Origin of the sequence: Streptomyces sp. NPDC056580 (assembly GCF_042793175.1) — a bacterium.
In the GTDB taxonomy this organism is placed as follows: Bacteria; Actinomycetota; Actinomycetes; order Streptomycetales; family Streptomycetaceae; genus Streptomyces.
Genome location: NZ_JBHTVE010000002.1, coordinates 202,196 through 227,981 on the forward strand (window position 1 = coordinate 202,196; position 25,786 = coordinate 227,981).

The window sequence follows — 25,786 nt, forward strand, 5'->3', positions numbered from 1 at the left end:
CCACACTGGGCGCATGAACTCAGCCCAGGCAGACGCCTATCTCCGCCGCATCGAGGCCACGCGCCCGCGGCAGCCCACCGCCGAGGCACTGCGCGATCTGCACCTGCGCCATCTGCGGACCGTCCCCTTCGAGAACCTCTCCATCCACCTCGGCGAGGAGATCGCCCTGGAGGAGGAGCGGCTGCTGGACAAGGTCGTCGGACGGCGGCGGGGCGGTTTCTGCTACGAACTGAACGGCGCCTTCGGGGCGTTGCTCGCCGCCCTCGGCTACGAGGTCGCGCTGCTGGCGGGGCGGGTGTACGGGAACGAGGCGCGCCTCGGCATCCCGTATGACCATCTCGCGCTGCGGGTGCGCACGGCGGACGGCGCCGACTGGCTCGCCGACGTCGGGTTCGGTGCGCACAGCCACTTCCCGCTGGCGCTCGCCGAACGCGGTGGTCAGGCCGACCTCAGCGGGACCTACCGGGTGACGGAGGCCGGCCGGGACCCGGCCGGGGTGACCGGGGCGGCCGCGGACCGGGCCGCGGCGACCGGCGCCGTGTCGGGTCCGGCCGGCGGCGCCGACCTGGACGTGCTGCGGGACGGCAGACCGCAGTACCGGCTGGAGACGCGGCCGCGGGCGCTGGCGGACTTCACCGGCGGGGCCTGGTGGCACAGCACCTCGCCGCGCTCGCACTTCACCCGCTCCCTGGTGTGCTCACGGGTGAACGACGACGCGGGCCGGATCACCCTCAGCGGACGCGCGCTGACCACCACGACACCCGACGGGAAGAAGGAGACACGGGAGCTGGCGACGGACGGGGAGGTGCTGGCGGTGTACCGGGAGCGGTTCGGGATCGAGCTGGCGGCCGTGCCGGCGGTGCGGCCGCTGAGCCGGACGGCCTGAATCGGCCCGTCACCGGAACCGGGCCCGCACCAGGGTCCGGGCCCGCACCAGGGCCGACACCCGAGCCCAGGCCGACACCCGAGCCCAGGCCGACACCCGAGCCCAGGCCGACACCCGAGCCCGGGCCCGCACCCGGGTCCGGTGGAGCCGCCGGGGCGGACGCCCGCCGCTCCCCGCCAGGGCCCGGTGCCGGAGAATGTGTCCGTGAGCGATGTGAGACACGTGCTGGTGCTGCCCGACCGCGACGCCGCCGAGGAGGTGGCCGAGGCGCTCGGGGAGCACTTCGGCATCGACGAGCAGCCGCGGCCGGTACGGGACGCCCTGGCCGGCGAGGACGACGCCGAGGACGCGCAGTGGCTGCTGGCGCTGCGCGACGAGGCAGGCAGGCTCGACCCCGCCGAGCTGGACGCCTTCGCGGGCCGGTGGGACGGCTGGCGCGAGGAGCCGTGACCCGGGCCGGCCGGGATGCGCGGGCCGGGTCGCTGTCAGTGCCGCGTGGGATGCTGTAGGCGATGGCCAGGAAGACTGCGAATGACGACCCTCTCGCCCCGGTGACGCTCGCCGTGGGCCAGGAGGACCTGCTGCTCGACCGTGCGGTGCGGGAGGTGGTGGCCGCCGCCCGGGCCGCCGACGCCGACACCGACGTACGGGACCTGACGCCGGACCAGCTGCAGCCCGGCACGCTCGCCGAGCTGACGAGTCCCTCGCTCTTCGCCGAGCGCAAGGTCGTGGTCGTGCGCAACGCGCAGGATCTCTCGGCCGACACGGTCAAGGACGTGAAGGCGTATCTCACATCGCCCGCGGAGGAGATCACCCTCGTGCTGCTGCACGCGGGTGGCGCGAAGGGCAAGGGGCTGCTCGACGCCGCGCGCAAGGTGGGCGCGCGCGAGGTGGCCTGTCCGAAGATGACCAAGCCGGCGGACCGGCTGGCCTTCGTGCGGGGTGAGTTCCGCTCGACCGGCCGGTCGGCCACGCCGGAGGCCTGCCAGGTGCTCTGCGACGCCATCGGCAGCGACCTGCGGGAGCTGGCCTCCGCCGTGTCCCAGCTCGTCGCCGACGTCGAGGGGACCATCGACGAGGCGGTCGTCGGCCGGTACTACACCGGGCGGGCCGAGGCCTCCAGCTTCACGGTCGCCGACCGGGCCGTGGAGGGCCGGACGGCGGAGGCGCTGGAGGCGCTGCGGTGGTCGCTGGCGACCGGAGTGGCCCCGGTGCTCATCACCAGCGCGCTCGCCCAGGGGGTGCGCGCGATCGGCAAGCTGTCCTCGGCGCGCGGCGGCAGGCCCGCGGACCTCGCGCGGGAGCTGGGCATGCCGCCCTGGAAGATCGACCGCGTGCGCCAGCAGATGCGGGGCTGGACACCGGACGGGGTGTCGGTGGCGCTGCGCGCGGTCGCCGAGGCCGACGCGGGCGTGAAGGGCGGCGGCGACGACCCCGAGTACGCGCTGGAGAAGGCGGTCGTGACCGTCGCCCGGGCCGCGCGGTCCAGAGGCCGGGGCTGAGACAGCCGCCCCGGCGCCGGCGGCCGGACCGCGTCCGGCCGGTCTCGACGGCATCCGCCACGCGCCCCGCGGCCACGCGTCCAGCGGCCGGAAGCCCCGCGATCACCTGCTCCCGGCGATCACCCGCTCCCGGCGACCTCGCGAGCCTTGGGGGACGTCCCGGACCCCAGGGCGGCGACCTCGACCCCGGGAGACGCCCCGGGCACCGTGGGCGGCCGGCATGCCGAAGGCCCCGTCACCCGCCCTGGGGAAGGGAGGGTGACGGGGCCTTCGGACGGATCCTGAGGATTCGTACCCGCGTGGCGAACGCAGGCCGCGTACGAATCCGGGGTGCCGGACGGGAGCGGATGAGAGAGGGCCCGCTCTGGGTCCTTCCGGCGTCAGATCAGGAAGGTGTTTCAGCCCTGGAGGGACGTGACCTTGGAAGCGAGCGCCGACTTCTTGTTGGCGGCCTGGTTCTTGTGGATGACGCCCTTGGAGACGGCCTTGTCGAGCGCACGCGCGGCAGCGCGCTGCAGCTCGGTGGCCTTCTGGACGTCACCCGCGGCAGCGGCCTCGCGGGCCTTGCGGATCGCGGTCTTCAGGGAGGACTTGACGGCCTTGTTGCGCAGCCGGGCCTTCTCGTTGGTCTTGATCCGCTTGATCTGGGACTTGATGTTCGCCACGAAGGAGCCTTTTCAGGTTCTGGTGCGGGGCCGCTCGGGTCCCGTACCGGTGATCCAAAATTATCCGGGTCGTGCCTCGCGCCGAGAGGGCATGAGGCACAGCCGCCTACAGTACCAGTGGCCCTGCGAGCGGCCCAAAACGGTCCTCGGTCCCTCCGCGTGGGACCATGGAGACTACGTATCGATCCGACCCGAGGCATAAGGCGCCTCAAGAGACAGGACCCTGCGTGCCCGCGACCCCTAACCATGTGCCCGAGCCGAGCCGTACCGACCCGGCTCTGATCCGCAACTTCTGCATCATCGCGCACATCGACCACGGCAAGTCCACGCTCGCCGACCGGATGCTCCAGCTGACCGGTGTGGTCGAGCAGCGGCAGATGCGTGCTCAGTACCTCGACCGGATGGACATCGAGCGCGAGCGCGGCATCACGATCAAGTCCCAGGCGGTGCGTCTGCCCTGGGCCCCGACCGAGGGCCCCGACCAGGGCACGACGCACATCCTCAACATGATCGACACCCCGGGGCACGTCGACTTCACCTACGAGGTGTCGCGGTCGCTGGCCGCCTGCGAGGGAACCGTCCTCCTCGTCGACGCCGCCCAGGGCATCGAGGCGCAGACCCTCGCCAACCTCTACCTGGCGATGGAGAACGACCTCACGATCATCCCCGTGCTCAACAAGATCGACCTGCCGGCCGCGCAGCCGGAGAAGTTCGCCGAGGAGCTGGCGAACCTGGTCGGCTGCGACCCGGACGACGTGCTCAAGGTCTCCGCGAAGACCGGCCTGGGCGTCGACGCCCTGCTGGACAAGGTCGTCAAGGAGATCCCGGCGCCGGTCGGGGTCGCCGACGCCCCCGCCCGCGCGATGATCTTCGACTCGGTCTACGACTCCTACCGCGGTGTCGTGACGTACGTCCGTGTCATCGACGGCCAGCTCAACAAGCGCGAGCGCATCCGGATGATGTCGACGGGCGCCACCCACGAGCTGCTGGAGATCGGGACCAACTCGCCCGAGATGCTGCCTGCCGACGGCCTCGGCGTGGGCGAGGTGGGCTACCTGATCACCGGTGTGAAGGACGTCCGCCAGTCCAAGGTCGGCGACACCGTCACCAGCCAGACCAAGGGCGCCACGGAGGCGCTCGGCGGCTACAAGGACCCCAAGCCCATGGTGTTCTCGGGCCTGTACCCGCTGGACGGCTCCGACTACCCGGAGCTGCGCGAGGCCCTGGACAAGCTGCAGCTCAACGACGCCGCGCTGGTCTACGAGCCGGAGACGTCCGCCGCCCTCGGCTTCGGCTTCCGCGTCGGTTTCCTCGGCCTGCTGCACCTGGACGTCATCCGGGAGCGGCTGGAGCGCGAGTTCGGGCTCGACCTGATCGCCACCGCCCCCAACGTGGTCTACCGCGTGGTCATGGAGGACGGCAGCGAGCACACGGTCACCAACCCGAGCGAGTTCCCCGAGGGCAAGATCAACGAGGTCTACGAGCCGGTGGTGCGGGCCACCATCCTCGCGCCCACCGAGTTCATCGGCTCGATCATGGAGCTGTGCCAGACCCGGCGCGGCACCCTGCTCGGCATGGACTACCTCTCGGAGGACCGGGTCGAGATCCGCTACACGCTGCCGCTCGCGGAGATCGTCTTCGACTTCTTCGACCAGCTCAAGTCCAAGACCCGCGGCTACGCCTCCCTCGACTACGAGCCCACCGGCGAGCAGACGTCGAGCCTGGTCAAGGTCGACATCCTGCTGCACGGCGACAAGGTGGACGCGTTCTCCGCGATCACCCACAAGGACGCGGCCTACGCGTACGGCGTGCGGCTCGTCGCCAAGCTGCGCGAGCTCATCCCGCGGCAGGCCTTCGAGGTGCCCATCCAGGCCGCCATCGGCTCCCGGGTCATCGCCCGCGAGACCATCCGCGCCATCCGCAAGGACGTTCTCGCCAAGTGCTACGGCGGTGACATCTCCCGCAAGCGGAAGCTGCTGGAGAAGCAGAAGGAAGGCAAGAAGCGGATGAAGATGGTGGGTTCCGTGGAGGTTCCGCAGGAGGCCTTCATCGCCGTCCTGTCCAGTGATGACAGCGCGGGGTCGGCCAAGGGCAAGAAGTAACCGGGGGTTACGCCCGGTTACATCCGCAAAACGGACACCGGGGGGCTCGTCGTGCGAAAGTGCGGCGGGCCCCTACGCGTGCGTAGCGTCGCTCTGCGTGGAAAGTGACAGGCCGATGCCCCTTACGCAGCGGCCGGTCGCCGCTTACCCTGATCCCTGCTCGGTAGTTACTCGTGAGTTAAACAACGAGTCCGATCCCCACAGTGAGTCAACCCAGCCGCACCTGAGCCAGCCGCACCGTCGCGGGCCCCGGAGGATGTCGTGAGCGACACACAGACCCTGATCGAGAACCGTCCGCCGTCCGTGGCGGCCCTCTTCCTGGAGCGCGTGGCGGCCACACCGGACGCCGAGGCCTACCGCCATCCCGTGCCCCCGGCCTCCGGGGAGGGCCCCGACGACTGGAAGTCGCTGAGCTGGGGCGAGGCGGCCGAACGGGTCTACGCCATCGCCGCCGGTCTCATCGAGCTGGGACTCGAGCCCGAGCAGCGGGTCGCCCTCGCCGCCTCCACCCGGGTCGAGTGGATCCTCGCCGACCTCGGCATCATGTGCGCGGGCGGCGCCACCACCACGATCTACCCGCAGACCAACGCCGACGAGTCGGCGTTCATCCTCTCCGACTCCGACAGCCGGATCCTGATCGCCGAGGACGCGGCCCAGCTCGCCAAGGCCGTGGAGAAGCGCGCCGAGCTGCCCGCGCTGACCAAGGTCGTCGTCATCGACCCGGCCGGCGTGGAGACCGGTGACTGGGTGACCACCCTCACCGAGCTGGAGCAGCGCGGCGCCGCCCACCTCGAGAAGCACCCCGAGCTGATCAAGGAGCGGGTCGGCGCGATCTCCAGGGACCAGCTCGCCACCCTGATCTACACCTCCGGCACCACCGGCCGTCCCAAGGGCGTGCGCCTGCCGCACGACAACTGGGCGTACATGGCCAAGGCGATCGCGGCGACCGGCCTGGTCAGCGGTGACGACGTGCAGTACCTGTGGCTGCCCCTCGCGCACGTCTTCGGCAAGGTGCTCACCTCCGGGCAGATCGAGGTCGGGCACGTCACCGCCGTCGACGGCCGGGTCGACAAGATCATCGAGAATCTCCCGGTGGTGCAGCCGACGTACATGGCGGCCGTGCCGCGCATCTTCGAGAAGGTCTACAACGGCGTCGCGGCCAAGGCCCGTGAGGGCGGCGCGGCCAAGTACAGGATCTTCCAGTGGGCCGCCGAGGTCGCCCGCGAGTACGCCAAGGTCTCGCAGGACAACTTCCGCCGCACCGGCGCCCACTCGGTGCCGTTCGGCCTGGCCGCCAGGCACAAGGTCGCCGACACCCTGGTCTACGGCAAGCTCCGCGAGGCCTTCGGCGGCCGGCTGCGCGCCTGCGTCTCGGGCGCCTCCGCGCTCGCCCCCGAGATCGGCTACTTCTTCGCCGGCGCCGGCATCCACATCCTGGAGGGCTACGGCCTCACCGAGTCCTCCGCGGCCTCCTTCGTCAACCCCGGCGAGGCCTACCGCACCGGCACCGTCGGCAAGCCGCTGCCCGGCACCGAGGTCCGCATCGCCGACGACGGCGAGATCCTGCTGCGCGGCCCCGGCATCATGGACGGCTACCACCAGCAGCCCGAGAAGACCGCCGAGGTGCTGGAGTCCGACGGCTGGTTCCACACCGGCGACATCGGCGAGCTGTCCGCCGACGGCTACCTGCGCATCACCGACCGCAAGAAGGACCTCATCAAGACCTCGGGCGGCAAGTACGTCGCCCCGGCCGAGGTCGAGGGCCAGTTCAAGGCGGTGTGCCCGTACGTCTCCAACATCCTGGTGCACGGCGCCGACCGGAACTACTGCACCGCCCTCATCGCCCTCGACGAGGCGGCGATCCTGCAGTGGGCCACCGACAACGGCCTCGACGGCAAGCCGTACGCCGAGGTGGTGGCCGCGCCGCAGACCGTCGAGATGGTCGACGGCTACGTCAAGCAGCTCAACGAGGGCCTGCAGCGCTGGCAGACCATCAAGAAGTTCCGGCTGCTGCCCCGCGACCTCGACGTCGAGCACGGCGAGATCACGCCCAGCCTGAAGCTGAAGCGGCCCGTCGTGGAGCGGGAGTACAGGCACCTCATCGACGAGATGTACGCGGGGACCCGCGAGTCCTGACGCCGTCGTGTGAGGACGGCGGGGGCCGCGCCCCGGTGCGGCCCCCGCCCCCTTACGACTCGCAGCGCATCTCGTCCGGAACTGTCCGTCTTCCCACGTCTCAGTAGCACACTTCTCACGCGTTGCCGCCCGCTTCGGTGACTCACCGCTTAGGTTCGCGTCCGGTCTGTCACCCTGGCCGCATGGACATGGCGGCCATACCGACGCAGCGGGAGAACGACACCGACGCCCCTGAGGTGCGCGGGCACGCCGGCCTGCCCGGCAGCCCCCTCGCCCCGGGCTCCGCCCGCGCCCTGGTGCGCGCCGCGCTCGCCGACGTACCCGGGACGCCCCGGCGGTTCGTGGACGACGCCATGGCCGTCGTCAGCGAACTCGTCACCAACGCCGTCGTGCACGCGGGCACCGACGTGGACGTGGACTGGCGCCTGGAGGCGACCGGCGCCTTCGTGGTCGAGGTCGGCGACCGCCACCCCTCCCGCGCCCCGCGCGACACCGGCGAGACGTCGCACGACACCTCCGAGTACGGGCGCGGGCTGCGCCTGGTCGCCAACCTCGCCGAGTCCTGGGGCGTCACCTACCGGCGGGGCGGGAAGACCGTGTGGGCGCGGCTGCGGCCCGGCGGCGAGCCCCCGGACGACCCCGCGACCGAACACGACCTGGACGTCGCCGAGGTCCTCGCCCCGCGGCCGCGGGGCGAGGGACGCGACCGGGACTGGCTCGGCCGGGGCGCGCTGTCCTTCCTCGCCGAGGCCTCCGACCTGCTCGCCGGACAGCTCGACGAGAACCTGGTCGCCGCTCTCACCGGCCAGCTCATCGTGCCCCGGCTCGCCGACTGGTGCGCGGTCTGGCTGGAGGACGAGGCGACCGCGCGCGGCGGCGACGGCGGCGGGCCGGCCCGGGTCTGGGCGGCCGGCGAGGAGCGCGCCGAGGAACTGCACCGCGCCCTGGAGAAGGACCCGCCGCAGGCGCCGGCGGGCCTGCGGTCCGGCCCGGAGCCCTACCCCTGGCCCGGCGAGGTGCTCGGCACCCACGGCACGGCCCTCGCCTTCCGGCTCACCGCCGGCGGCCGCCCCCTCGGCACCCTGGTCCTCGGGCGCTGCGGGCAGGCCGCCTTCCCCGAGGAGGTCACCGGCCTCGTGGAGGACCTGAGCCGCCGGGTGGCCCTCGCCATCGGCGCGGCCCGCCAGTACGCCCGGCAGGCCACCATCAGCGCCGTCCTGCAGCGCGGACTGCTGCCCGGAGCGGTCGCCGAGATCCCCGGGGTGAGCAGCGCCCTCGTCTACGAGCCCTGCGACAAGGGCGGCCCGAGCGGCGACTTCTACGACCTGTTCCCGGCGGGCGACGGCCGCTGGTGCTTCGCGGTGGGCGACGTCCAGGGCAAGGGCCCGGAGGCGGCCGTCGTGATCGGGCTCGCCCGGCCCTGGCTGCGCCTGCTCGCCCGCGAGGGCTACCGGGTCGCCGACGTCCTCGACCGGCTCAACCAGCTGCTCCTGGACGACGCCACCGAGGCGGCCGACGCCGCCGCCCGCGCGCTGGTCGCGGCCGGCGGCCGGCCCGTGGCGGCGGGGGACGGGCCGCAGACCCGCTTCCTGTCCCTGCTCTACGGCGAGCTGACGCCCCACGCGGACGGCGGCGTCCGCTGCACCCTCGCCTCCGCCGGGCACCCCCTGCCGCTGCTCCTGCGCCCCGACGGCGAGGTGCGCACCGCCGCCCGCCCGCAGACCCTGCTCGGCGTCGTGGAGGACGAGACCTACACCAGCGAGACCGTCGAGCTTCGGCCCGGCGACAGCCTGCTGTGCGTCACCGACGGCGTCACCGAGCGGCGCTCGGGCTCCCGCCAGTTCGACGACGGCGACGGGCTCGCACGCGCCCTGTCCGGCTGCGCGGGCCTGAGCGCCGAGGAGATCGCCGAGCGGATCCGCGGCCTCGTGCACGGCTTCGGGGGCGGTCTGCCCGAGGACGACCTGGCCCTGCTGGTGCTCCAGGCCGGGTGAGTCCCGCCGTACGGGACAATGGAGGACATGCCTTCCGCACTCCCCGACGGCGAGCCCGTCCCCGACGACGGCGCGCTGCCCGCCTCCGCGCTCGCCGGGGCCGCCGGCCGCCCCCTCGGGTTCTACCTGCACGTCCCGTACTGCGCGACCCGCTGCGGCTACTGCGACTTCAACACCTACACCGCCACCGAGCTGCGCGGCACCGGCGGCGTGCTCGCCTCCCGGGACAACTACGCCGGCACCCTGACCGACGAGGTCCGGCTGGCGCGGAAGGTCCTGGGCGACGACCCCCGCCAGGTCCGTACGGTCTTCGTGGGCGGCGGCACGCCCACGCTGCTGGCCGCCGCCGACCTCGTGGCCATGCTGGCGGCGATCCGCGACGAGTTCGGTCTGGCGCCGGACGCGGAGATCACCACGGAGGCCAACCCGGACTCGGTCGACCCGGCGTACCTCGCCGCCCTCCGGGAGGGCGGCTTCAACCGGATCTCCTTCGGCATGCAGAGCGCGCGGCAGCACGTGCTGCGGGTCCTGGACCGCACGCACACCCCCGGCCGCCCGGAGGCCTGCGTGGCGGAGGCGCGGGCGGCGGGGTTCGAGCACGTCAACCTGGACCTGATCTACGGCACCCCGGGGGAGAGCGACGACGACTGGCGGGCCTCGCTGGACGCGGCGATCGGCGCGGGCCCCGACCACGTCAGCGCGTACGCCCTGATCGTCGAGGAGGGCACCCAGCTCGCCCGCCGCATCCGCCGCGGCGAGGTCCCGATGACCGACGACGACGTCCACGCGGACCGCTACCTGATCGCGGAGGAGACGCTGACGGCCGCCGGCTTCGACTGGTACGAGGTCTCCAACTGGGCCACCTCCGAGTCCGGGCGCTGCCTGCACAACGAGCTGTACTGGCGGGGCGCCGACTGGTGGGGCGCGGGACCCGGGGCCCACTCGCACGTGGGCGGGGTGCGCTGGTGGAACGTCAAGCACCCGGGAGCGTACGCGGCGGCGCTGGCGGCGGGCCGGTCGCCGGGGGCCGGGCGGGAGCTGCTGTCGGACGAGGACCGGCGGGTGGAGCGCATCCTGCTGGAGCTGCGGCTGCGGGAGGGCGTTCCGCTGTCGCTCCTGAAGGAGGAGGGGCTGGCGGCTTCGCGTCGGGCGTTGGCGGACGGACTCCTGCAGGACGAGCCGTACGGGGAAGGCCGGGCCGTGCTGACGCTGCGCGGGCGCCTGCTGGCGGACGCGGTGGTACGGGACCTGGTGGACTGACGGTCCCCGGCCCGGCTACGCGGGGACGGCCCCCGGCCCCGTTACGCGGGGACGGTCCCTGCCCCGCTACGCGGTGACGAAGTCGATCAGCTCCTCGACCCGCCCCAGCAGCTCCGGCTCCAGGTCCCTGTAGGACCGCACCCGGGACAGGATCCGCTGCCAGGCCGCGCCCGTGTTCTCCGGCCAGCCCAGGGCCCGGCAGACGCCCGTCTTCCAGTCCTGGCCGCGCGGGACGCGGGGCCAGGCCCGGATGCCCAGCGAGGCCGGTTTCACCGCCTCCCAGACGTCGATGTACGGGTGGCCGACGACCAGCGCGTGCTCGCTCGTCACCGACTCGGCGATGCGCCACTCCTTGCTGCCCGGCACCAGGTGGTCCACCAGGACGCCGAGGCGCGCGTCCGGGCCCGGCGCGAACTCCGCGACGATCGACGGCAGGTCGTCCACGCCCTCCAGGTACTCCACCACCACGCCCTCGATGCGCAGGTCGTCGCCCCACACCTTCTCGACCAGCTCGGCGTCGTGACGGCCCTCGACGTAGATGCGGCCGGCGCGGGCCACGCGCGCGCGTGCGCCGGGAACGGCCACCGAACCGGACGCCGTGCGGGTGGGCCGCGCCGGCCCCGACGGCGGCCGGACCAGGGTCACCGCCCTGCCCTCCAACAGGAATCCGCGCGGCTCCAGCGGGAACACCCGGTGCTTGCCGAAGCGGTCCTCCAGCGTCACGGTGCCCGCCTCGCAGCGGATCACCGCCCCGCAGAACCCGGTGCCGGGCTCCTCCACCACCAGGCCCGGCTCCGCCGCGACCTCCGGCACGGGCCGGGGCTTCTTCCAGGACGGGGTCAGATCGGCGGAGTACTGGCGCATTCGGATGACGATAGGAGAACCGGCGGCTCTGTGCTCATGACACGCCGAAACGCGCCGCCAGCACGTCTCGCTGGCGCCGCACGAAGTCCGCGTCCACCACCGCTCCGTGACCGGGTACGTACAGCGCGTCCTCGCCGCCCAGGGACAGCAGACGGTCGAGCGCGTCCGGCCAGCGGCCCGGCACCGCGTCCGGGCCCGCCTGCGGTTCGCCCGACTCCTCCACCAGGTCGCCGCAGAAGACGACCTCCGGGGCGCCCGGCACCAGCACCGCCAGATCGTGGGCCGTGTGGCCGGGACCCACGTTGGCCAGCAGCGCCTGCCGCCCGTCGCCGAGGTCGAGCGTCCACTCCCCGGAGACCAGGTGCCGGGGCGGCGCCAGCGCGTCCACCGCCTCGTCGGCGTCCGCGGGCGGCAGGCCGTTCCTGACCGCGTCCAGGCGCAGCTCCTCGCGCTCGTGCGTCAGCGCCGCGTCCGCGCCCACCGCCGCGTACACCTCGGCCCCGGCCAGGGCGGCCGCGCCGAAGACGTGGTCGAAATGGGGGTGGGTGAGCGCGAGATGGGTCACACGGTGGCCCGCGAGCCGCTGGGCTTGCTCCCGCAGCCGCGTGCCCTCGGCGAGGCTCGACCCGGCGTCCACCATCAGCGCCGTACCCGCCCCGAGCACCAGGCCCGAGGTGCAGTCCCAGCCGGGCAGCCGGCACCGGCCGACCCCGTCGGCCAGCCGCTCCCATCCCAGCTCTTCCCAAGTCACGGTCATGACGCGACGCTAACGGCAGGACGGGGTGCGGCGGGACCGACCTTGCCCAGTGAGTACCCCACGGCCGTACACTGGCCGGGGAACGCTGGCACTCGGACACGCAGAGTGCCAGGGGGACGACCCGAAAGGCCGCGGAAGACATGCTGGAGGTGCGCGCGGATGCTGAGTGAACGCAGACTTCAGGTGCTGCGCGCCATCGTCCAGGACTACGTGGGCACCGAGGAGCCGGTCGGCTCCAAGGCGCTCACCGAACGGCACAGCCTCGGTGTGTCCCCGGCGACCGTGCGCAACGACATGGCCGCCCTCGAGGAAGAGGGCTACATCGCCCAGCCGCACACCAGCGCCGGCCGTATCCCCACCGACAAGGGGTACCGGCTGTTCGTGGACAAGCTCGCGGGCGTCAAGCCGATGAGCGGGCCCGAGCGGCGGGCGATCCAGAACTTCCTGGAGGGCGCCGTCGACCTCGACGACGTCGTCGCGCGCACGGTGCGGCTGCTCGCGCAGCTCACCCGGCAGGTCGCCGTCGTGCAGTACCCGTCCCTGACCCGCTCCACCGTGCGGCACGTGGAACTCCTCTCGCTCGCCCCCGCGCGCGTGATGCTCGTGCTGATCACGGACACCGGCCGGGTCGAGCAGCGGATGGTGGACTGCCCGGCGCCGTTCGGGGAGACGGCCCTCGCGGACCTCAGGGCAAGGCTCAACAGCCGGGTCGCGGGCCGCCGGTTCACCGACGTGCCGCGCCTGGTCGAGGACCTTCCGGAGGCCTTCGAGCCCGAGGATCGCGGTACGGTCTCCACAGTGCTCTCCACACTGCTGGAGACACTGGTCGAGGAGAACGAGGAGCGGCTGATGATCGGCGGCACCGCCAATCTCACCCGCTTCGGACATGACTTTCCCCTCATGATCCGGCCCGTCCTGGAGGCCCTCGAGGAGCAGGTCGTGCTTCTCAAGCTCCTCGGCGAGGCGAAGGATCCGGGCGTGATGGTGCGCATCGGGCACGAGAACGCCCACGAGGGACTCAACTCCACGTCCGTCGTGTCGGTCGGCTACGGTTCGGGCGGCGAGGCGGTTGCCAAGCTCGGCGTGGTCGGACCGACCCGCATGGACTACCCGGGAACGATGGGAGCGGTACGCGCAGTGGCACGGTACGTCGGACAGATCCTGGCGGAGTCGTAAGTGGCCACGGACTACTACGCCGTTCTCGGCGTGCGCCGCGACGCGTCGCAGGATGAGATCAAGAAGGCGTTCCGGCGGCTCGCGCGCGAGCTGCACCCGGACGTCAACCCCGACCCGAAGACCCAGGAGCGGTTCAAGGAGATCAACGCCGCTTACGAGGTGCTGTCGGACCCGCAGAAGAAGCAGGTCTACGACCTCGGCGGCGATCCGCTCTCGCAGGCGGGCGGCGGCGGCGCGGGCGGCTTCGGCGCCGGCGGCTTCGGCAACTTCTCCGACATCATGGACGCGTTCTTCGGCACGGCGTCGCAGCGCGGGCCCCGCTCGCGCACCCGGCGCGGCCAGGACGCGATGATCCGGATCGACGTCGAGCTGGACGAGGCGGCCTTCGGCACGACCAAGGACATCCAGGTCGACACCGCGGTCGTCTGCAACACCTGCAACGGCGAGGGCGCGGCCCCGGGCACGACCGCCCAGACGTGTGACATGTGCCGCGGCCGCGGCGAGGTGTCGCAGGTCACCCGGTCCTTCCTGGGCCAGGTCATGACCTCCCGCCCCTGCCCCCAGTGCCAGGGCTTCGGCACGGTCGTGCCGACCCCGTGCCCGGAGTGCGCGGGCGACGGCCGGGTGCGCTCGCGCCGCACCCTCACCGTCAAGATCCCGGCCGGTGTCGACAACGGCACCCGGATCCAGCTCGCCGGCGAGGGCGAGGTCGGCCCCGGCGGCGGTCCGGCCGGCGACCTCTACGTCGAGATCCACGAGCTGCCGCACCAGACCTTCCAGCGGCGCGGCGACGACCTGCACTGCACGGTCACCATCCCGATGACCGCGGCGGCCCTCGGCACCAAGGTCCCGCTGGAGACGCTGGACGGCATGGAGGAGGTCGACATCCGCCCGGGCACCCAGTCCGGCCAGTCGATCCCGCTGCACAACCGGGGCGTCACGCATCTGCGCGGCGGCGGCCGGGGCGACCTGATCGTCCACGTCGAGGTCACCACCCCGACCAAGCTGGACCCCGAGCAGGAGAGGGTGCTGCGCGAGCTGGCGAAGCTGCGCGGCGAGGAGCGGCCCCAGGGGCAGTTCCAGCCGGGTCAGCAAGGCCTCTTCTCACGGCTGAAGGACGCGTTCAACGGGCGCTGAGGGCTCCGCCCCTTGTCCGGGTGCCGAGGGCTCCGCCCCTCGCGCTGAGGGCAAGGGGCCCCGCCGCTCGGACCCCGCCAGGGAGCTCCGCCCCGGACCCTGCCCTTCGCGCACCCGCCACCCGGCTCGGGGGCCGGTGGAAAGTGGCATGTGCCAGGGAGGAAGACCCGATTCGGAGCTCCCCCCAGGACGTGACAACATGCGGGCATGTCCTCCGCGCTGACCGATCTCTTCCCCCGGCCGATCGTGCAGGCTCCGATGGCGGGCGGGGTTTCCGTGCCCGAGCTCGCGGCGGCCGTGTCCGAGGCGGGCGGGCTCGGGTTCCTCGCCGCCGGGTACAAGACCGCCGACGGCATGTACCAGGAGATCAAGCAGCTCCGCGGGCTCACCGGACGGCCCTTCGGCGTGAACCTCTTCGTGCCGCAGTCCGAGTACCCCGGTGCGGGCAACGGCTCCGCCGCAGCGGCCGGCGCCGCGCCCCTCGACGCGGGCGCCGTCGAGATCTACACCCACCAGCTCGCCGGTGAGGCCGCCTGGTACGAGACCGAGCTGGGCGACCCGGACAGCGGCCGGGACGACGGCTACGACGCCAAGCTCGCCGTACTGCTCGACAACCCGGTGCCGGTGGTCTCGTTCCACTTCGGGGTCCCCGACCGCGAGGTCATCGACTCCCTGCGCCGCGCCGGCACGTTCACGCTGGTCGCCGCCACCACCCCGGAGGAGGCGCGCGCGGTCGAGCGGGCCGGGGCGGACGCGGTGATCGCGCAGGGCGTGGAGGCAGGCGGACACCAGGGCACCCACCGGGACGTCCCCGAGAACGACGGCTCCGGGCTCGGACTGCTGTCACTGCTCGCGCTGGTCCGCGAGGCGGTGCGCATACCGGTCGTCGCCGCCGGCGGCATCATGCGCGGCGGCCAGATCGCCGCCGTCCTCGCCGCGGGCGCGAGCGCCGCCCAGCTCGGCACCGCGTTCCTCGCCACCCCGGAGTCCGGCGCCCCCGACCTGTACAAGCAGGCCCTGACCAACCCCCTGTTCGCGCGCACCGAACTGACCCGCGCCTTCTCCGGCCGCCCGGCGCGCGGCCTGGTCAACCGCTTCCTGCGCGAGCACGGCCCCTACGCCCCCGCCGCCTACCCCGAGGTCCACCATGTGACGGCGCCGCTGCGCAGGGCCGCCGCCAAGGCCGGCGACGCGCAGGGCATGGCGCTGTGGGCGGGCCAGGGCCACCGGCTGGCCCGGGAGCTGCCGGCCGGGCAGCTCGTGGAGGTGCTGGCCGCCGAACTCGCCGAGGCCCGGACAGCGTTGTCGGCCGGAGGTGACGCGCGATGACCGCCCCCGTGTTCGTCGTCGGGCACTTCGAGGCCGGGGACGGCGGTCACTACGTCCTGGACGGCCCCGAGGGACGCCATGCCGTCTCCGTGAAGCGGCTCCAGGCCGGCGAGGAGGTCGTGCTCACCGACGGCGCCGGCCGGTACGCGGTGTGCGAGGTGACCGGCACCGAGGGCAAGGACCGGCTGATCGTCCGCATGGGCACGGTGGCCGAGGAACCCGAACCGGCCCCGCGCATCACCGTCGTCCAGGCCCTGCCCAAGGGCGACCGGGGCGAACTCGCCGTCGAGACCATGACCGAGGTCGGCGTCGACGCGATCGTGCCCTGGCAGGCCGCCCGCTGCATCACCCAGTGGCGGGGCGACCGCGGGCTGAAGGCCCTCGGCAAGTGGCGGGCCACCGCCCGCGAGGCCGGCAAGCAGTCCCGCCGCCTGCGCTTCCCCGAGGTCGCGGACACGGCGACGACCAGACAGGTCGCCGCCCTCCTCGCCGCGGCCGACTTCGCCGCCGTGCTCCACTCCGACTTCGAGCACGACAGCGCCCCCCTCGCCACCGCCGAACTCCCCGCGCGGGGCGAGATCGTGCTGGTCGTGGGACCCGAAGGAGGCGTGGCCCGCGACGAGCTGGCCCTCTTCGAGGAGGCGGGCGCCAAGCCGTACGTGCTGGGGCCCACGGTGATGCGCACGTCCACCGCCGGCACCGCCGCCGCGGCCCTGCTGCTGGGCCGCACCGGCCGCTGGTCCTGACCGCTGGGGGAACACCGTGGAACTCGCTCAAGTCCGGCTCCTCGTCACCGACTTCGCCGCCTGTTACCGCTTCTACGGCGAAGTCCTCGGTCTCAGGCCGCAGTCCGGCACCGGCGAGGGACCGTACGAGAAGTTCAGGCCGCACGCCGGCTCCGCCGGGATCGCGCTGCAGGACCGCGCCATGATGGCCGGCGTCCTCGCGGAGACGGGTGAGACCGCCACCGGCCACCGCTCCCTGGTCGTGCTGCGCGTGGACGACCTCGACGCGTACTGCGCGGAGATCACCGCACGGGGCGCGACCGTGCTGCACGGCCCGGCCCCGATGACCGACCGCATGCGGGTGGCCCATCTCAAGGACCCCGAGGGCAACCTGGTGGAACTCCAGGAGTGGCTCCTGCTGCGCGGCTGACGGCACGGGAGCGGGGCCGCCGCTGCCCGAACGGGTGAGTGGCCGTAAGCGCCCTTCCGCACCGGGGACGGTGGTGGCACGCTGCCCTTCATGGGGGTATCGAGGCGGATCCGGCGCCGGCCGCGGGCCGCGCGCCGCGTGAGCGTGGCGGGGCTCGTGCTGCTGGGCGCGGGCACGGTGGTGGCGTGTCAGCCGGGCGACCTGAGTTCGGCCTCGGCCGCGTACACCACCGACAGCACCGCGACCGCCGAGCTGAAGCGGCGGCACGTGGACGTGAGCTGGCTCACCTGCACCGGTGACTACGGCGGCAAGGGCGGCGGGGCGTCCCGCAGTTCGCCCTCGCCCACGGAGAGCACCGTCGTCTCCGTCGACTGCCAGGGACAGACCAAGGACGGGCGGAAGATCACCGTCAAGGGGAAGGTGACCCGGGCCGTCGACGGGGCCTGTGTGCGCGGGGACCTCACGGGCACGGTCGGCGGCCGGCAGGTCTTCCGGGTCAGCGGGCTCGGCGACTGCGACGCCACACCGGGGCCGACGTACCGGCCGCCCACCCAGTGGGGCGGGCAGCCGACGGTGACGGTGACCGTGACGCGCACCATCTGGTGCAGGAAGGACCCCAGTTGCTGGCCGGTGGAGGGCAAGTGAGGTCAGGACGGGCGAGTGCGGGGCAAGTGATCCGAACCGGCCCGGAGGAAGCCGGTCGCTGCGTACAGTGACGGGGTGACTCAGGGAGCTCCGACGGCATCCTCCGGCTACCTCCGATTCCCGCACCCGCACGGCGACCTGGTGACGTTCGTCGCCGAGGACGACGTCTGGCTGGCCCCCCTCGACGGCGGCCGCGCCTGGCGGGTCAGCGCCGACAACGTGCCCGTCAACCACCCCCGCATCTCGCCCGACGGCACCGCCGTAGCCTGGACCTCCACCCGCGACGGCGCCCCCGAGGTGCACCTCGCCCCGGTGGCCGGGGGCCCCGCCAGGCGGCTGACGCACTGGGGCAGCTGGCGGACCCAGGTGCGCGGCTGGACCCCGGACGGCGAGGTGCTCGCGCTCAGCACCCAGGGTCAGGCGAGCCTGCGCCGCAGCTGGGCCCGGGCCGTCCCGCTCGACGGGGGACCGGCCGCCACCCTGCCGTACGGGCCGGTCGGCGCCGTCGCCCACGGCCCGCACACCGTGCTGCTGTCCGCCCCGATGGGCCGCGAGGCCGCCTGGTGGAAGCGGTACCGGGGCGGCACGGCGGGCAAGCTGTGGATCGACCTGGAGGGCGACGGCGAGTTCACCCGGCTGCACGAGGAGCTGGACGGCAACGTCGAGTACCCGCTGTGGGCCGGCGACCGGATCGCGTTCCTCTCCGACCACGAAGGCACCGGCGCGCTCTACTCCTCCCTCGCCGACGGCTCCGACCTGCGCCGGCACACCCCGCTGGAGGGCTTCTACGCCCGGCACGCCGCCACCGACGGCACCCGGGTCGTCTACTCGAGCGCCGGTGAACTCTGGCTGCTGGACGACCTCGACGGCGCCGAACCGCGCCGGCTGGACATCCGGCTCGGCGGGCCGCGCGTGGACCTCCAGCCGTTCCCGGTGAACGCCTCGCACTGGTTCGGCTCCGGCGCCCCCGACCACACCGCGCGCGGCAGCGTCGTCGCCGTGCGCGGCGCCGTCCACTGGGTGACCCACCGCTCCGGGCCCGCCCGCGCGCTCGCCGCCCAGCCGGGCGTGCGGACCCGGCTGCCGCGCGCCTTCCGCTCCGAGGGCGAGGAGTGGGCGGTGTGGGTGACGGACGCCGAGGGCGAGGACGCCCTGGAGTTCGCGGCCGCCACCGGCGCCGCCCTCGGCACGCCCCCGCGCCGGCTCGCCGCAGGGCAGCTCGGCCGCGTCCTGGAGCTGGCCATGGCGCCCGACGGCAGCCGGGCCGCCGTCGCCTCGCACGACGGGCGGCTGCTGCTGGTCGAACGGGAGACCGGCGAGGTCCGCGAGGTCACCCGCAGCGAGCACGGCGACGTCCACGACCTGGCCTTCTCGCCCGACTCCGGCTGGCTGGCCTGGGCCCACCCCGGCCCCCGCCCGCTCTCCCAGCTCCGCCTCGCCAACACCACCGACCTGTCGGTCACCGAGGCGACCCCGCTGCGCTTCCAGGACCACGCCCCCGCCTTCACGCTGGACGGCAGGCACCTCGCCTTCCTCTCCAGCCGCTCCTTCGACCCGGTCTACGACGAGCACGTCTTCGACCTGGCCTTCGTGGAGGGCACCCGTCCGTACCTGATCACCCTCTCCGCGACCACCCCGTCCCCGTTCGGGCCGCAGCGCCACGGCCGGCCCTTCGGCGCCCCCGACAAGGACGAGACACCGGACAGCGAGGGCACCCCCGCGACCCGGATCGACCTGGACGGTCTCGCCGACCGCATCGTGCCCTTCCCGGTCGAGGCCGCCCGCTACTCCAACCTGCGCGCGGCCAGGGACGGGGTGCTCTGGCTGCGCCACCCGGTGCGCGGCGTCCTCGGCGCGGGCCGCGCCACGCCCGACGCCCCCGACCCGAAGACCCGGCTGGAGCGCTACGACCTCGCCCAGCAGCGCCTGGAGCATCTCGCCGCCGACGCCGACCACTTCGAGGTCAGCGGCGACGGCAGGCGGGTGCTGCTGTGGAGCGACGGCCGGCTGCGGGTCGTGCCCTCCGACCGGCACGCCTCCGACGACGAGGACGGCGAGTCGAACATCGCCGTCGACCTGACCCGGATCCGGCAGACCGTCGACCCGGTCGCCGAATGGCGGCAGATGTACGACGAGACGGGCCGGATCATGCGGGACAACTTCTGGCGGCCCGACATGGGCGGCGTCGACTGGGACGGCGTCCTCGACCGCTACCGGCCCGTCCTCGACCGCCTCGGCGCCCACGACGACCTGGTGGACCTGCTGTGGGAGGTGCAGGGCGAACTCGGCACCTCGCACGCCTACGTCACCCCGCGCGGCGGCTACGGCGACGGCGCCCGGCAGGGACTGCTCGGCGCCGACGTCTCCCGCCACGAGGACGGCGCCTGGCGGGTCGACCGGGTCCTGCCCTCGGAGACCTCGGACCCGGACGCCCGCTCCCCGCTGGCCGCGCCCGGGGTCGCCGTGCGTCCGGGCGACGCGATCGTCGCGGTCGCCGGGCAGCCGGTCGACCCGGTCACCGGCCCCGGCCCGCTGCTGGTCGGCACGGCCGCCAAGCCCGTGGAGCTGACCGTCTCGCCGGCCGGCGGCGGCGAACTGCGGCACGTGGTCGTGGTCCCGCTCGCGGACGAGGAACCGCTGCGCTACCACGACTGGGTGGCCGGCCGCCGCGCCCACGTCCACGAGCGGTCCGGCGGCCGGCTCGGCTATCTGCACGTGCCCGACATGCAGGCGCCCGGCTGGGCCCAGATCCACCGCGACCTGCGCGTCGAGGTGGCCCGCGAGGGGCTGGTCGTCGACGTCCGGGAGAACCGCGGCGGCCACACCTCGCAGCTCGTCGTGGAGAAGCTGGCCCGGCGGGTCGTCGGCTGGGACCTGCCGCGCGGGATGCGGCCCGAGAGCTACCCGAGGGACGCCCCGCGCGGACCGGTCGTCGCCGTCGCCAACGAGTTCTCCGGCTCCGACGGGGACATCGTCAACGCGGCGATCCGCGCCCTCGGGATCGGCCCCGTGGTCGGCACCCGCACCTGGGGCGGTGTCATCGGCATCGACAGCCGCTACCGTCTGGTCGACGGCACCCTGATCACCCAGCCGAAGTACGCGTTCTGGCTGGAGGGCGCCGGCTGGGGCGTGGAGAACCACGGCGTCGACCCGGACGTCGAGGTCGTCCAGCGTCCGCAGGACCACGCGGCGGGCCGCGACCCCCAGCTCGACGAGGCGATCAGGCTGGCGCTCCAGGCGCTGGAGGCCACACCGGCCAGGACGCCCCCGGAACTGCCGTGACCGGTTCCCCGGCGCCCCCGATACGATGCCCCGGTACCGATCACCGGCGTGAGGAGGCACACGCATGGCAGGGGAACCGCAGGACGACTGCCTGTTCTGCAAGATCGTCGCGGGGGCCATCCCGGCGACGGTCGTCCGCGAGACCGAGACCACCGTCGCCTTCCGGGACATAAACCCGCAGGCACCCACCCACGTCCTGGTGATCCCCAAGGCCCACTACAAGAACGCGGCCGAACTCGCCGCCGGCGCCCCGGGGCTCGCCGCCGACGTGCTCGCCGAGACGCAGGCCGTCGCCGACGAGGAGAAGCTGGACAGCTACCGCGTCGTCTTCAACACCGGCAGCGGCGCCGGCCAGACCGTCTGGCACGCCCACGCGCACGTCCTCGGCGGCCGTGGCCTGGAATGGCCTCCCGGATAGACGACCATGTCCGTCCGTGAGTTCGTCGTCCTCGGCACCGCGAGCCAGGTCCCGACCCGGCACCGCAACCACAACGGCTACCTGCTGCGCTGGGACGGCGAGGGCATCCTGTTCGACCCCGGCGAGGGCACCCAGCGGCAGATGCTGCGCGCCGGGGTCGCCGCCCACGACCTCGACCGGATCTGCGTCACGCACTTCCACGGCGACCACTCCCTCGGCCTGGCCGGAGTGATCCAGCGGATCAACCTCGACCAGGTGCCGCACGAGGTGACCGCGCACTACCCGCGCTCCGGTCAGCGCTTCTTCGACCGGCTGCGGTACGCGACCGCCTACCGGGAGACGGTCCGCCTCACCGAGGCCCCGGTCGCCGCCGACGGCGTACTCGCCGCGACGCCGTCGTACACGCTGGAGGCCCGGAGGCTGTCGCACCCGGTCGAGTCCTACGGCTACCGGCTGACCGAGCCCGACGGCCGCCGGATGCTGCCCGCCGCCCTCGCCGCGCACGGCATCGAGGGCCCGGACGTCGGCCGGCTCCAGCGCGAGGGCCGGCTCGGGGACGTGACGCTGGCGGACGTCAGCGAGGTGCGGCGCGGGCAGCGGTTCGCGTTCGTCATGGACACCCGGCTGTGCGACGGGGTGCACGCCCTCGCCGAGGGCTGCGACCTGCTCGTCATCGAGTCCACGTTCCTCGACGAGGACGCGGCGCTGGCGGCGGACCACGGCCATCTGACCGCGGGCCAGGCGGCGGCCGCGGCGCGCGACGCCGGGGTGCGGCACCTCGTCCTCACCCACTTCAGCCAGCGCTACTCCGACCCGGCGGAGTTCGAACGGCAGGCACGGGCCGCCGGGTTCGAGGGCGAGCTGACCGTGGCCTACGACCTGCTGCGGGTGCCGGTTCCGAAACGGAGATGAAACCCCCGTACGATGCTGCGATGCCCCTCCCCAAAGCAGAACTGCACCTGCATATCGAAGGCACCCTGGAGCCCGAGCTGGCGTTCGAGCTGGCCGCCCGCAACGGTGTCGAACTGCCCTACGCCGACACCGAACAGCTCCGCGAGGCATACCGGTTCAAGGATCTGCAGTCCTTCCTGAACCTGTACTACGAGCTGATGGCCGTGCTGCGCACCGAGCAGGACTTCGCGGACCTGGCCGACGCCTACCTCGCCCGCGCCGCCGCGCAGGGCGTCCGCCACGCGGAGATCTTCTTCGACCCGCAGGCCCACCTCGCGCGGGGGCTGAGCATGGGCACCGTCGTGGAGGGGCTGTGGCGGGCGCTCGGCCGCAGCGAGGAGAACCACGGCGTCTCCACCAGGCTGATCCTGTGCTTCCTGCGCGACGAGTCCGCCGAGTCGGCGCTCAGGACCCTGGATGCGGCCAGGCCCTACCTGGACCGGATCACCGGCGTCGGCCTCGACTCCGCCGAGGTCGGTCACCCGCCGGTGAAGTTCCGCGAGGTGTACGAGGCCGCCGCCGCGCTCGGGCTGCGCCGGGTGGCGCACGCCGGTGAGGAGGGGCCGCCGGAGTACATCACCGAGGCCCTGGACGTCCTAGGCGTGGAGCGCGTCGACCACGGCCTGCGCTGCCTGGAGGACCCCGCGCTGGTCGAGCGGCTGGTCAGGGACCGGATTCCGCTGACCCTGTGCCCGCTGTCCAACGTCCGGCTGCGCGCGGTGGACGTGCTCGCCGAGCACCCGCTGCCCGCGATGCTGGACGCCGGGCTGCGGTGCACGGTCAACTCCGACGACCCGGCCTACTTCGGCGGTTACGCGGGCGACAACTTCGACGCGGTGCGCTCGGCGCTGGGCCTCGGCGACGAACGGCTCCGGGAACTTGCCCGCAACTCCTTCCTCGCCTCCTTCCTGGAGGACGACGAGGAGCGCCGGGCCCGTTACCTGGCCGAGGTGGAGGCGTACGAGTTCGGATAGGCGGTGCCGTACGCCCCCTGCGCGGCCGGGGCAGGAGCCTCCACGGGGATCTCCACCACGGGGATCTCCACGACCGGGATCTCCGCCACGGCAATCTCCACCACGGGGATCTCCGCCACCGGCAGCGGCCGCCGGCCCGCGCGCACGGCCACCGCCGTCATCGGCACCGCGATCGCCAGCAGGCCGGCGGCCAGGACCCGGCCCATCACCGGGAAACCCGCCCCGGCCGCCAGCACGCTCCCGGTCAGCGGGCCCGCCGCGGTGCCCAGCGACGCCGCCGAGCCGACCAGCACCGCCCAGCGGCCCCGCGGGTCCAGGGAGGCGGCCAGGCCGATGACGTACGACAGCACGACCGGGTAGAGCAGGTTCCAGGAGATCTCGCCCGCCGCGAAGGCCGGCAGGCCGGTCGCCGAGGCGCTGAGCACGATGCAGCCCGCGATGAGGGCCGTGCCCGCGCCGATCGGCACCGCCCGGCCGAGGCGCGGTCCGAGCGCCCCGGCGCCCAGCACGCCGACCAGCCCGGCGCCGAGCGCGACGGCGAACACCGCGCCGACGGTGACCTCGGTCAGGTGGGCCTGGCCGAGCCCGATGCGTCCGCTGACGCCCCAGAGCGCGTTCTGCGCCAGCGACCAGCAGGGCATGGCCGCCGCGAGCAGCAGCCCGGCCCGGCGGTGGGGCAGCCGGGCGCCGCCTCCCGCCGGGCGGCGGGCCGGGGCCGTGGCGCCGGGCAGCCGCCCGGTGAGCGGCCACACCGCGAGCGCGGTCAGCGCGATCGCGGCGAGCGGCAGGCCGTGGCCGGGGCCGAGGTGAGGGAGCGTCAGATAGAGCGCGCCGGCGAGCGCGGAGACGCCGAGCAGGCCGAACGTGGTGGTCCGGTGCGGATCACGCTGGGCGGCGATGCCGCTGGCGGCGACCGCCGTGACCGTGCCGGAGCCGAACCCGCCGAGGAGCGCGCCCACGACGACGGCCGGCACAGCATCGCTGAGCGCGGCCCCGCCGTAGCCGAGGGCGGCGAGCGTGAGCCCGAGCCGGGCCAGGGTGCGGGCGCCGGCCCGTTCGACCCGGGAGGCCAGCAGGAAGCCGGCGGCCGCCGAACTCAGCAGCAGGGCACTGCCGAGGGCCCCGGCCTCGGTGGTGGTGAGCGGAAGCCCGGTGTCCAGCCGGCCGACCGTGGTCGGCAGCAGATACGGGGCGAGGTACCCGGCCGTGAAAAGGGCGACGAGGGGCCAGGGCATGGAGCGGGGGGCGGACACGGGCGTTCCCAGGGCAGGCGGAGGTGCGGCTCGAGAGCCGGGGGAGAGGGGAGGGCGACGGCCGTCGAAGGACGGGAACGCGCGAGCAAGTTGTATCAAGCACGCGGTTCCAGATGAAGATCGGCCGGTGTGATCCGGATCACTACTGCGTTTGGTCAGGATGAGAGCGGGTAACAGCGTGAACTTTGCCTGCTTCGAGCGGCCGTGCCGCCGCCCGGCCGCACCCCCCGACTCTCCGGGGCGCCATTGACGGCTCTCGGTTCGTGTATCTAGCCTCTGTTCTCATACGTGGATGACGTTCACAGGGGGAGATGTCTGTGAGTGGCGACCGAGGCCCGCGGCACGTGGCACGGCGACTGCGGGAGGGCATGGCGCGCGGCGTGCTGTCGTTCCCGCTCACCGCCTTCCACGACGACGGCACCCTCGACCCGGACGGCTGCCGCGCGCACGTGGCGGCCCGGCTCGCCGCCGGGCCGGGAGCCGTCTTCCCGGCCTGCGGCACCGGGGAGTTCTTCTCCCTCGACGAGGAGGAGTACCGGCAGGTCGTCACCATCGCCGTCGAGGAGGCGCAGGGCCGGGTGCCCGTGGTCGCCGGCACGGGGTACGGCTGGGCGCAGGCCGCCCGGTTCGCGCGGATCGCCGAGGAGGCCGGCGCCGACGCCCTGCTCGTGCTGCCGCACTATCTCGTCGCCGCGCCGCAGGAGGGCCTCGCCGCCCAGATCGAGCAGCTCGCGGCCCGCACCCGGCTGCCGGTCGTCGCCTACCAGCGCGGCCAGGTCGCCTACACCGCGGCCACGCTGCGCCGCATCGCGCGCGTCCCGAACGTCATCGGCCTGAAGGACGGCCACAGCGACCTCGACCGCCTCCAGCGCCTGACCCTCGCAGCCCCGGAGGACTTCCTGTTCTTCAACGGCGCCGCCACGGCCGAGATCCAGGCCCGCGCCTACGCCACCGTCGGCGTCCCGGCATACTCCTCGGCGGTGCACGCCTTCGCCCCCGAGATCGCCGGCGCGTTCTTCGCCGCACTGCGGGACGAGGACCACGGCACGACCGGGAAGCTGCTGCGCGACTTCTACGTCCCGCTGGTCGAACTCCGCGACCGCGTCCCCGGTTACCCGGTGTCCCTGGTGAAGGCGGCGGCCCGGCTGCGCGGGGAGCGGGTCGGCCCGGTCCGGGCCCCGCTCACCGACCCCGCGCCCGCCGACCTCGCCGAGCTGAGGGCCCTGCTCGCCGCCGGACTCGCCCTGGTGGGAGCCTCCCTGTGACCCTCGGCGGGACGGGCGGCGGCGCCGACTGCCCG

Annotated in this window: 22 protein-coding genes; 18 read left to right on the top strand and 4 right to left on the bottom strand. The window is 73.6% G+C overall.

Translation table 11 applies throughout. The annotated features are described in order from the left end of the window. The first annotated feature begins 13 nt into the window (after nucleotides 1–13). The 3 genes from ACFQ9Z_RS04620 (at nucleotide 14) to holA (ending at nucleotide 2,388) form a co-directional block, all read left to right on the top strand. Nucleotides 14–886, top strand: coding sequence for an arylamine N-acetyltransferase (locus tag ACFQ9Z_RS04620; RefSeq protein ID WP_383010649.1), 873 nt, complete (start codon nucleotides 14–16; stop codon nucleotides 884–886). A gap of 204 nt (nucleotides 887–1,090) precedes the next feature. Next, entirely contained in the window at nucleotides 1,091–1,336 is a 246-nt protein-coding gene (locus ACFQ9Z_RS04625) for a hypothetical protein (protein WP_143632199.1), read from the top strand. A 62-nt stretch (nucleotides 1,337–1,398) separates the two neighbouring features. Next, complete coding sequence (gene holA / locus ACFQ9Z_RS04630) at nucleotides 1,399–2,388, top strand: DNA polymerase III subunit delta (protein WP_383010651.1); 990 nt, start codon at nucleotides 1,399–1,401, stop codon at nucleotides 2,386–2,388. Between the two features lie 398 nt (nucleotides 2,389–2,786). Here the strand turns inward: holA and rpsT are convergent, their stop codons facing one another. After that, complete coding sequence (gene rpsT, locus ACFQ9Z_RS04635) at nucleotides 2,787–3,053, bottom strand: 30S ribosomal protein S20 (RefSeq protein WP_383010653.1); 267 nt, start codon at nucleotides 3,051–3,053, stop codon at nucleotides 2,787–2,789. A gap of 227 nt (nucleotides 3,054–3,280) precedes the next feature. Between rpsT and lepA the strand changes: the two genes are divergently transcribed. The 4 genes from lepA (at nucleotide 3,281) to hemW (ending at nucleotide 10,545) form a co-directional block, all read left to right on the top strand. Then, nucleotides 3,281–5,155: a translation elongation factor 4 gene (lepA, locus tag ACFQ9Z_RS04640; protein ID WP_383010656.1), complete on the top strand. Its 1,875-nt coding sequence runs from the start codon at nucleotides 3,281–3,283 to the stop codon at nucleotides 5,153–5,155. Between the two features lie 261 nt (nucleotides 5,156–5,416). Beyond that, nucleotides 5,417–7,291: an AMP-dependent synthetase/ligase gene (locus ACFQ9Z_RS04645; protein ID WP_383010658.1), complete on the top strand. Its 1,875-nt coding sequence runs from the start codon at nucleotides 5,417–5,419 to the stop codon at nucleotides 7,289–7,291. Between the two features lie 188 nt (nucleotides 7,292–7,479). Next, nucleotides 7,480–9,285, top strand: coding sequence for a SpoIIE family protein phosphatase (locus tag ACFQ9Z_RS04650; protein WP_383011810.1), 1,806 nt, complete (start codon nucleotides 7,480–7,482; stop codon nucleotides 9,283–9,285). 27 nt (nucleotides 9,286–9,312) lie between these two features. Then, the gene (hemW, locus tag ACFQ9Z_RS04655; RefSeq protein ID WP_383010660.1) at nucleotides 9,313–10,545 is read left to right on the top strand and encodes a radical SAM family heme chaperone HemW; all 1,233 of its coding nucleotides are present in this window, start codon (nucleotides 9,313–9,315) and stop codon (nucleotides 10,543–10,545) included. 66 nt (nucleotides 10,546–10,611) lie between these two features. Here hemW and ACFQ9Z_RS04660 read toward each other — a convergent pair whose 3' ends face one another. Together ACFQ9Z_RS04660 and ACFQ9Z_RS04665 are read right to left on the bottom strand one after the other, a co-directional pair. Further along, on the bottom strand, nucleotides 10,612–11,409 hold the full coding sequence (locus ACFQ9Z_RS04660; RefSeq protein ID WP_383010662.1) for a DUF3097 domain-containing protein: 798 nt from the start codon (nucleotides 11,407–11,409) through the stop codon (nucleotides 10,612–10,614). A gap of 34 nt (nucleotides 11,410–11,443) precedes the next feature. Further along, a complete protein-coding gene (locus ACFQ9Z_RS04665) occupies nucleotides 11,444–12,166 on the bottom strand; it encodes an MBL fold metallo-hydrolase (protein WP_383010664.1) in 723 nt (240 codons plus the stop codon). Between the two features lie 159 nt (nucleotides 12,167–12,325). Between ACFQ9Z_RS04665 and hrcA the strand changes: the two genes are divergently transcribed. From hrcA to ACFQ9Z_RS04715, 10 genes are all read left to right on the top strand, one after another. Beyond that, nucleotides 12,326–13,342, top strand: coding sequence for a heat-inducible transcriptional repressor HrcA (hrcA, locus tag ACFQ9Z_RS04670; RefSeq protein ID WP_383010666.1), 1,017 nt, complete (start codon nucleotides 12,326–12,328; stop codon nucleotides 13,340–13,342). Then, nucleotides 13,343–14,479 (top strand): molecular chaperone DnaJ, encoded by a 1,137-nt coding sequence (gene dnaJ / locus ACFQ9Z_RS04675; RefSeq protein WP_383010668.1) that lies wholly within the window; start codon nucleotides 13,343–13,345, stop codon nucleotides 14,477–14,479. A 207-nt stretch (nucleotides 14,480–14,686) separates the two neighbouring features. Continuing rightward, nucleotides 14,687–15,808 carry a nitronate monooxygenase gene (locus ACFQ9Z_RS04680; RefSeq protein ID WP_383010670.1) on the top strand — a complete coding sequence of 374 codons (1,122 nt, stop codon included), beginning with the start codon at nucleotides 14,687–14,689 and terminating at the stop codon, nucleotides 15,806–15,808. After that, complete coding sequence (locus tag ACFQ9Z_RS04685; protein ID WP_383010672.1) at nucleotides 15,805–16,554, top strand: 16S rRNA (uracil(1498)-N(3))-methyltransferase; 750 nt, start codon at nucleotides 15,805–15,807, stop codon at nucleotides 16,552–16,554. The genes ACFQ9Z_RS04680 and ACFQ9Z_RS04685 overlap by 4 nt, the downstream gene beginning before the upstream one ends. Nucleotides 16,555–16,570: 16 nt before the next feature. After that, entirely contained in the window at nucleotides 16,571–16,963 is a 393-nt protein-coding gene (locus ACFQ9Z_RS04690) for a VOC family protein (RefSeq protein ID WP_383010674.1), read from the top strand. Nucleotides 16,964–17,053: 90 nt separating this feature from the next. Beyond that, the gene (locus tag ACFQ9Z_RS04695) at nucleotides 17,054–17,608 is read left to right on the top strand and encodes a hypothetical protein (RefSeq protein WP_383010676.1); all 555 of its coding nucleotides are present in this window, start codon (nucleotides 17,054–17,056) and stop codon (nucleotides 17,606–17,608) included. 75 nt (nucleotides 17,609–17,683) lie between these two features. Continuing rightward, complete coding sequence (locus ACFQ9Z_RS04700; RefSeq protein ID WP_383010678.1) at nucleotides 17,684–20,890, top strand: S41 family peptidase; 3,207 nt, start codon at nucleotides 17,684–17,686, stop codon at nucleotides 20,888–20,890. A gap of 64 nt (nucleotides 20,891–20,954) precedes the next feature. Next, on the top strand, nucleotides 20,955–21,308 hold the full coding sequence (locus ACFQ9Z_RS04705) for a histidine triad nucleotide-binding protein (RefSeq protein ID WP_143632165.1): 354 nt from the start codon (nucleotides 20,955–20,957) through the stop codon (nucleotides 21,306–21,308). Between the two features lie 6 nt (nucleotides 21,309–21,314). Beyond that, on the top strand, nucleotides 21,315–22,220 hold the full coding sequence (locus ACFQ9Z_RS04710) for a ribonuclease Z (RefSeq protein ID WP_383010681.1): 906 nt from the start codon (nucleotides 21,315–21,317) through the stop codon (nucleotides 22,218–22,220). A 20-nt stretch (nucleotides 22,221–22,240) separates the two neighbouring features. After that, complete coding sequence (locus ACFQ9Z_RS04715; protein WP_383010683.1) at nucleotides 22,241–23,233, top strand: adenosine deaminase; 993 nt, start codon at nucleotides 22,241–22,243, stop codon at nucleotides 23,231–23,233. Here the strand turns inward: ACFQ9Z_RS04715 and ACFQ9Z_RS04720 are convergent. Then, entirely contained in the window at nucleotides 23,197–24,486 is a 1,290-nt protein-coding gene (locus tag ACFQ9Z_RS04720) for an MFS transporter (protein WP_383010685.1), read from the bottom strand. The genes ACFQ9Z_RS04715 and ACFQ9Z_RS04720 overlap by 37 nt on opposite strands. Nucleotides 24,487–24,797: 311 nt before the next feature. On the opposite strand from ACFQ9Z_RS04720, the gene ACFQ9Z_RS04725 reads away from it, so the two are divergent. Beyond that, a complete protein-coding gene (locus tag ACFQ9Z_RS04725) occupies nucleotides 24,798–25,751 on the top strand; it encodes a 5-dehydro-4-deoxyglucarate dehydratase (protein WP_383010687.1) in 954 nt (317 codons plus the stop codon). The last annotated feature ends 35 nt before the right edge of the window (nucleotides 25,752–25,786 follow it).